The 5,323-nt window shown below is 41.4% G+C and carries 4 protein-coding genes and 1 tRNA gene; 2 read left to right on the top strand and 3 right to left on the bottom strand.

The window, feature by feature from the left end; all coding sequences use genetic code 11:
• Positions 1-89: 89 nt before the first annotated feature.
• Positions 90-3,014 carry an FAD-binding and (Fe-S)-binding domain-containing protein gene (locus tag E1163_RS02640; RefSeq protein WP_155169179.1) on the bottom strand — a complete coding sequence of 975 codons (2,925 nt, stop codon included), beginning with the start codon at positions 3,012-3,014 and terminating at the stop codon, positions 90-92.
• Between the two features lie 120 nt (positions 3,015-3,134).
• On the opposite strand from E1163_RS02640, the gene E1163_RS02645 reads away from it, so the two are divergent.
• Both E1163_RS02645 and E1163_RS02650 read left to right on the top strand, forming a co-directional pair.
• Complete coding sequence (locus tag E1163_RS02645) at positions 3,135-3,605, top strand: C40 family peptidase (RefSeq protein ID WP_155169181.1); 471 nt, start codon at positions 3,135-3,137, stop codon at positions 3,603-3,605.
• Between the two features lie 34 nt (positions 3,606-3,639).
• A tRNA-Ala gene (locus E1163_RS02650) sits at positions 3,640-3,713 on the top strand.
• 193 nt (positions 3,714-3,906) lie between these two features.
• Here E1163_RS02650 and E1163_RS02655 read toward each other — a convergent pair.
• Positions 3,907-4,440, bottom strand: a complete 534-nt coding sequence (locus E1163_RS02655) for a tetratricopeptide repeat protein (protein ID WP_155169183.1) — start codon at positions 4,438-4,440, stop codon at positions 3,907-3,909.
• Positions 4,441-4,898: 458 nt separating this feature from the next.
• Positions 4,899-5,069 (bottom strand): hypothetical protein, encoded by a 171-nt coding sequence (locus tag E1163_RS02660; protein ID WP_155169185.1) that lies wholly within the window; start codon positions 5,067-5,069, stop codon positions 4,899-4,901.
• Positions 5,070-5,323: the final 254 nt, after the last annotated feature.

Raw genomic sequence — 5,323 nt, forward strand, 5'->3', positions numbered from 1 at the left:
AAAACTTGTCGGGCTCTCATGGAAGACACTTTATCCAATTTTAAAAAAAATAACCTGATATCAAAACCGATTAGGTCAAGGTCAGGAAATTATAGCAGGGCGGCGTATAGTATCTCTACGGGATGAAGCGCTTTGCGGGTTGTCCCATCTTTTATCTGATGCCTGCAACTGGTGCCATTTGCGGCAATAATTACATCTTCCGGTTGCTTTCTTACTGTCGGGAACAATACCAGTTCTCCAATGCTCATGGAAACCTCGTATTTTTCCTTTTCATAACCAAATGAACCTGCCATGCCACAACACCCGGAGGGGATCAGGTGTGCTTCATAATTTTTAGGCAAAGATAATATACGTTTGGTAGGTACCAAGGAAGATAAGGCTTTCTGATGGCAATGACCATGAAATTTGATCACTTTCTTTTCATCCTTAAAGTTTGCTTCGGTTATTATGCCTCTTTTTACCTCCCTTTCGAGAAACTCTTCAATCATAAAAGTGCTTTCTGCCAGTTTTTTTGTGGCTTCGATGTCTTCCGGTTCGGCAAGGTCTATATACTCATCGCGAAAGCCAAGTATTGCGGAAGGTTCGATGCCCACCAATGGAGTTTTATCTGAAATGATCGATTTAAAGATATCGACATTTCTTTTAGCTACTTTTTTAGCTTTGTCCAGTAAGCCTTTGGATAGAAATGTACGGCCGCTCTCTTCATGTTCGATCATTTTCACTTCATATCCCAGGCGGTCCAGTAATTTGATGGTCGTAATGCCTATTTCTACGTCATTGAAATTGGTAAATTCATCGCAGAAAAGATAAACTGCTCCATTTTTCTTGGCGGTTGAAGGTTTGTAGTTCTTTCTGTACCACGCACGGAGCGTCTGCTTGTACAGCAGTGGCATTGACCTTTCACCGGCAAAGCCCGAAATGGACTTGGCTAGCTTAGAGGTTACCGGGTTGGTGAAGGTGAAGTTGTAAAGCCCCGGGGCAAGTGCTGCCAGCTTGTTTAGCTTTGTAAAGCTTGCAATAAGCTTTGTTCGGAAGGGTACCCCATTGCTCTTGTAGTATTGGTGTTGCCACTCTGCTTTTAGCTTGCCTACATCCACGTTGGACGGGCATTCGGACTTGCAGCCTTTGCATGACAGGCAAAGCTCCATAACTTCTTTTATTTCCTGACTGTCGAAAGGGTTGGATTGGGTAGAGTTGGTCAGTACCTCCCTCAATATGTTTGCTCTGGCCCTGGTGGTATCTTTTTCGTTTTTAGTAGCCATGTATGACGGACACATGGTACCTCCGCTCAGGTGGGTTTTTCTGCAGTCGCCGGAACCGTTGCACAACTCAGCAGAACGCAAATACCCATGGTATTGACTGAAATTCAGGGTGGTGTCAAATTCACGGGTTTGTTGTCCCGGAACATACCTCAGGCTGCTGTTCATGGGTGGGGTATCGACGATTTTTCCCGGATTGAACAGGTGCTCCGGGTCCCAGGCATTTTTAATGTCTTTCAACAACTGATAATTGGCGTCTCCGATCATGAACGGGATGAATTCACCTCTTAGACGTCCGTCGCCATGCTCACCACTGAGTGATCCTTTGTATTTTTTTACCAGATGGGCTATTTCATCCAGTATGGTTCTGAAAAGCTCATTGCCTTCCTGAGTTTTCAGGTCTATGATGGGCCGGAGGTGTAATTCCCCAGAGCCCGCATGGGCATAATGAACGCAGAAAAGGTTATGCTTGGTCAATATGTCATTGAACTCACGGATATATTCCGGAAGGTCTTTAACATCTACAGCGGTGTCTTCAATTACCGGTACGGGCTTGGCATCGCCCGGGATGTTGCTGAGCAAACCTAACCCGGCTTTTCTTAGCTCCCATACCTTTTTTGTGTCTGGTCCGGTAACAATAGGGTAGTGGTACCCCATATTTTCCTGTTGAAGTTCCTCAATCAGGGCATTGGCTTTACGTGTCAACTCTTCTTCGTTGTCTTCCCGCAACTCAACCACCAAAATAGCCTGAGGGTCATCTTTAATGAAAAAGCGGTTTTGTCTTTGCTGGATATTGCCTTTGGTACACTCAAGAATGTAATTATCCATAAGCTCACATGCAGTAGGCTCATATTTTAATGCGATAAGGTTGCCTTTTAGCGACTCATAGACCGAAGCAAAATGGATGCATACCAAAGCCTGGTGTATTTTGGGGAGAGGTTGCAAAGCCAACCGGGCTTCGGTGATAAATGCCAGTGTCCCTTCCGAGCCAGCAATTAGCTTACAGAAGTTGAATGGCTCGTCAACTTTTTCGAAAACGCTACAGTGCTTCAAAAGATCGATCGCATATCCTGTATTCCTCCTTGGAACAGATTTTTTTGGAAAGTTCTCATCAATCTGTGCCTGGTTGGCGGGGTCGGATAAAATACTTTTGATGTTTTTATAGATATTTCCCTCCAGATTGTCCTGGCTACATTTTTCTTCAAACTCTTCATTGGTCAGGTCATGAAAAGAAACTTCTGACCCGTCACTTAACAGGGCATTGACAGCGATGAGGTGCTCGCGTGTGCTGCCATAAACCACAGAGTTTGAGCCGCAGGAGTTATTTCCGATCATGCCACCGATCATGGCTCGGTTAGCTGTAGAGGTTTCAGGGCCAAAATACAGTCCATACGGTTTGAGGTGCATATTCAGTTCATCCCTGATCACGCCGGGCTGTACACGTACCCACTTTTCTTCCGCGTTTACTTCCAGTATGCCTGTAAAGTGTCTGGACACATCCACTACAATACCAGCGCCCACTACCTGTCCGGCCAGTGAAGTTCCTGCTGTTCTGGGGATCAGGGATACTTTATGCTGATTAGCAAAACGAATAAGCTGACGAAGGTCATTATGGTCTTTAGGAAAGGCCACAGCCATAGGTACTTCACGGTATGCGGAGGCATCGGTAGCGTAAAGTGATTTGTAAGTATCGTCAAAATGTAACTCCCCGGTTAGGGCATTTTTCAATTCTGTAAGTTCCTTCTCCCTGATCAAAATTATTTTTGTTTATATTGCGTTTGAAAATTAATCGCTTTTTCGTTTTGTAAAAAGGTCTTTAGCAATTATGTTGAGGGCGTATTTCATTTTTTTAACTTTTATGCTTTTATCAATTCCATGAGACGAGCTCAGTCACTGCTTTTTGTTGTTATTCTTATTGTTATGGCCTCTTGCGGTTCTGCAAAGAAGGCGCAAGTTCGGCAGAATAAAGTAGATACGGTAATTAAAACTGCACGTAGTTATATAGGTACTCCCTACCGGTGGGGAGGCACTACCCGTGCGGGGATGGATTGTTCAGGATTGCTGATCAATAGTTACTCTGCCATTAATTATCCATTGCCAAGAACCTCGGCTGCTCAAAGCAAAGTAGGGCAGAAGGTAAAAATGAAAGACCTGGAACCGGGCGATCTGGTTTTCTTTGCCACGGGAAAAAGGCGCCGGAAAATTACTCATGTGGGGCTTGTCACTTATGTGAAAAGGGACAAGGTGAAGTTCATTCACAGCTCATCATCCCTAGGTGTGGTTGAGAGCAGCCTCGACTCAAAATATTATCAAAAAAGATTTATTACCGGTAGAAGACCTTTCTAGAATTTTTTAATATATTTGCTGTCCGTTTCCAAAAGGGGGATTAGCTCAGCTGGCTAGAGCGCTACACTGGCAGTGTAGAGGCCACCGGTTCGAATCCGGTATTCTCCACAAAACCCGGTCAAATATGGCTGGGTTTTTTGTTTTGTGGAGTTTTCTGCTATTCCCAGGTTTGAATAAGATTTTTACCTTGGTTTTCCAACTACTTTTGTTGATCCGTGAGTTCATTATCTTTTTTCAAATTAGCCACAATGATATGGGTTTAGAAAATGCTATTAATTCATAGCACATTGTTACCCAATTCTTATTTTTTCTTTAGAATTCTATCCAACCAGGAATCACGTTTCTTTACGGTTCCCAGGTCTTTATGGTATCTCAATCCGGATGTCTCTTTAGATGCATTTTCCTCCGCAAGTTTCTTAAACCGTTCGAAGTTCGTATTGTCTCCCCGACTCTGGGAAATTATAGCAAGAATAGAATATCCGCGATATTTTTCTAATGGGAACAAAGATTTCTCCAGCCGTTTGTGCATCAATTCCTCAGCTAAGTCAAAGTATTCTGGTTTGTTCATTTTTACTACTAAGTCTGAAAAATCTATGTCTGCTTGTGTTTTAATGTTAGGCCAAATTTTCTCAAAATCAACAGCTTCCTTGTAGTACTTTAATGCTGTTTCTAAGTCATTCCTGAGTTTATAAATGTTGCCGAGGGTATGAAAAGAGGAGCTTTTGATAAAGTTATCATTAGGATATCCGGACAGTAGCTGGTTAAGAAGTTGTTCGGCTACTATTAGAAGTTCAGGCTTTCCTGTTGCTTCAAGCTCAATTGCTTGAATTTTCAAGGTATTGAGGTCGGTTGCCTTTTCTGGACCTCTTCAATTTTGCAAAGAACTCTTCCTGATCAGATTTAGTCCAGCTTTTCTTTCTATACCAATCTTTACTCATGAGGTGATATATGGATAAATGTTTTGATTAAAAGGCGTTATAATCGTAATAACCAGCGAGATCATATTTGCTAAATACCGAGTTATGTTCTTTTTAAATTTACTGGCCTATGGATCACTTAATGAAGTTTCCTTTCCTGATACTGATAACCGCAGTTTATCATTAGATATAATGAGGTATTAAATATTTGTTTCAGTTGATCACCATAGATTTGCTTCCACGGAATGCCTGGTATTCTAATTTTTCGAAAGAATTGAACACAATAACGCTAAATGAAAGTCTGTTATTTTGATGAAAGCTTTTGGTTATTCAAAAAATTTATTTTTGTCATCCCTAATATGTGCATTATGATGTATTAATCTTCTCCTTTCTTCAAGTATTCAAGTCCTGCTATAATAAATGCCCCAATACTGAAAAGTAGTGCAGCTCCATTATAAATAATATTAAATTCAGGTAAGTCCTGCAATGCAAAATAGCCTAGAAGAAGTCCGCTTATGAGAAAAGATCTAAATTTAGTCTGGTTCATGATTTTGTTAGAAGTCCAAAGTTCTAAATGCCATACAAAGTCTGATATTCAGGTATTTTAGAAAATACTCGCATTATACATTCCTAAATCTAGCAAATCAAACCAACTTTTAGTCCATTAAGATAGTCACAATTTTGGCGTGTTGTAAAATGAAAAAGCCCCGGATCACTCCGAGGCCTTTATCTCATTCAAAATCAGGATAATTAACAGGATATTTATTTCCTTTTAGAAGTTCTATAATTCCCAGAGGGTTA

Source organism: Fulvivirga kasyanovii (assembly GCF_009711405.1).
Taxonomy (GTDB): Bacteria; Bacteroidota; Bacteroidia; order Cytophagales; family Cyclobacteriaceae; genus Fulvivirga; species Fulvivirga kasyanovii.

Bases quoted from the DNA above. Each gene is read 5' to 3' on its own strand.
- E1163_RS02645 (WP_155169181.1), top strand. From the start codon at position 3,135: ATGAGACGAGCTCAGTCACTGCTTTTTGTTGTTATTCTTATTGTTATG.
- E1163_RS02660 (WP_155169185.1), bottom strand. From the start codon at position 5,069: ATGAACCAGACTAAATTTAGATCTTTTCTCATAAGCGGACTTCTTCTA.